1 pseudogene is annotated in these 335 nt (G+C 60.3%); it reads right to left on the reverse strand.

The features are described 5' to 3' along the window. Nucleotides 1-73: 73 nt before the first annotated feature. Nucleotides 74-335, reverse strand: a pseudogene (locus tag AB4Y34_RS42185) (IS6 family transposase); the annotation flags it as partial.

Raw genomic sequence — 335 nt, forward strand, 5'->3', positions numbered from 1 at the left:
GGGCGGCCAGGAGGCCTTTCAATGATGATCAACTTGTCGGCAGTGGCTCGGACTACGGCGAAGAGGCAATCGCTCAGGAGACAGTCGACGGATTTTGAGCGATGCCGGTGAATTCGCGCCACGCAGCCAATCGGGATGCGAGTTGTTTGCGATAGAGCGAAGCACGTAGCAGGTGTCGCTTGAGCGCGAAGTGCTGCCGGATCAGGCTGAAGCTGGAGAGAAAATCCTGCGTGCGCTTCGGGCCGCGAAATCCGCGCATGCGCCGCTCACGTTCACGCGTAGGCTGATGACTATTCTCTGCCCGGTTGTTCACCCGGGCCGCAGCCTTGACGAAC

Origin of the sequence: Paraburkholderia sp. BR10954 (genome assembly GCF_040965775.1) — a bacterium.
Taxonomy (GTDB): domain Bacteria; phylum Pseudomonadota; class Gammaproteobacteria; order Burkholderiales; family Burkholderiaceae; genus Paraburkholderia; species Paraburkholderia youngii.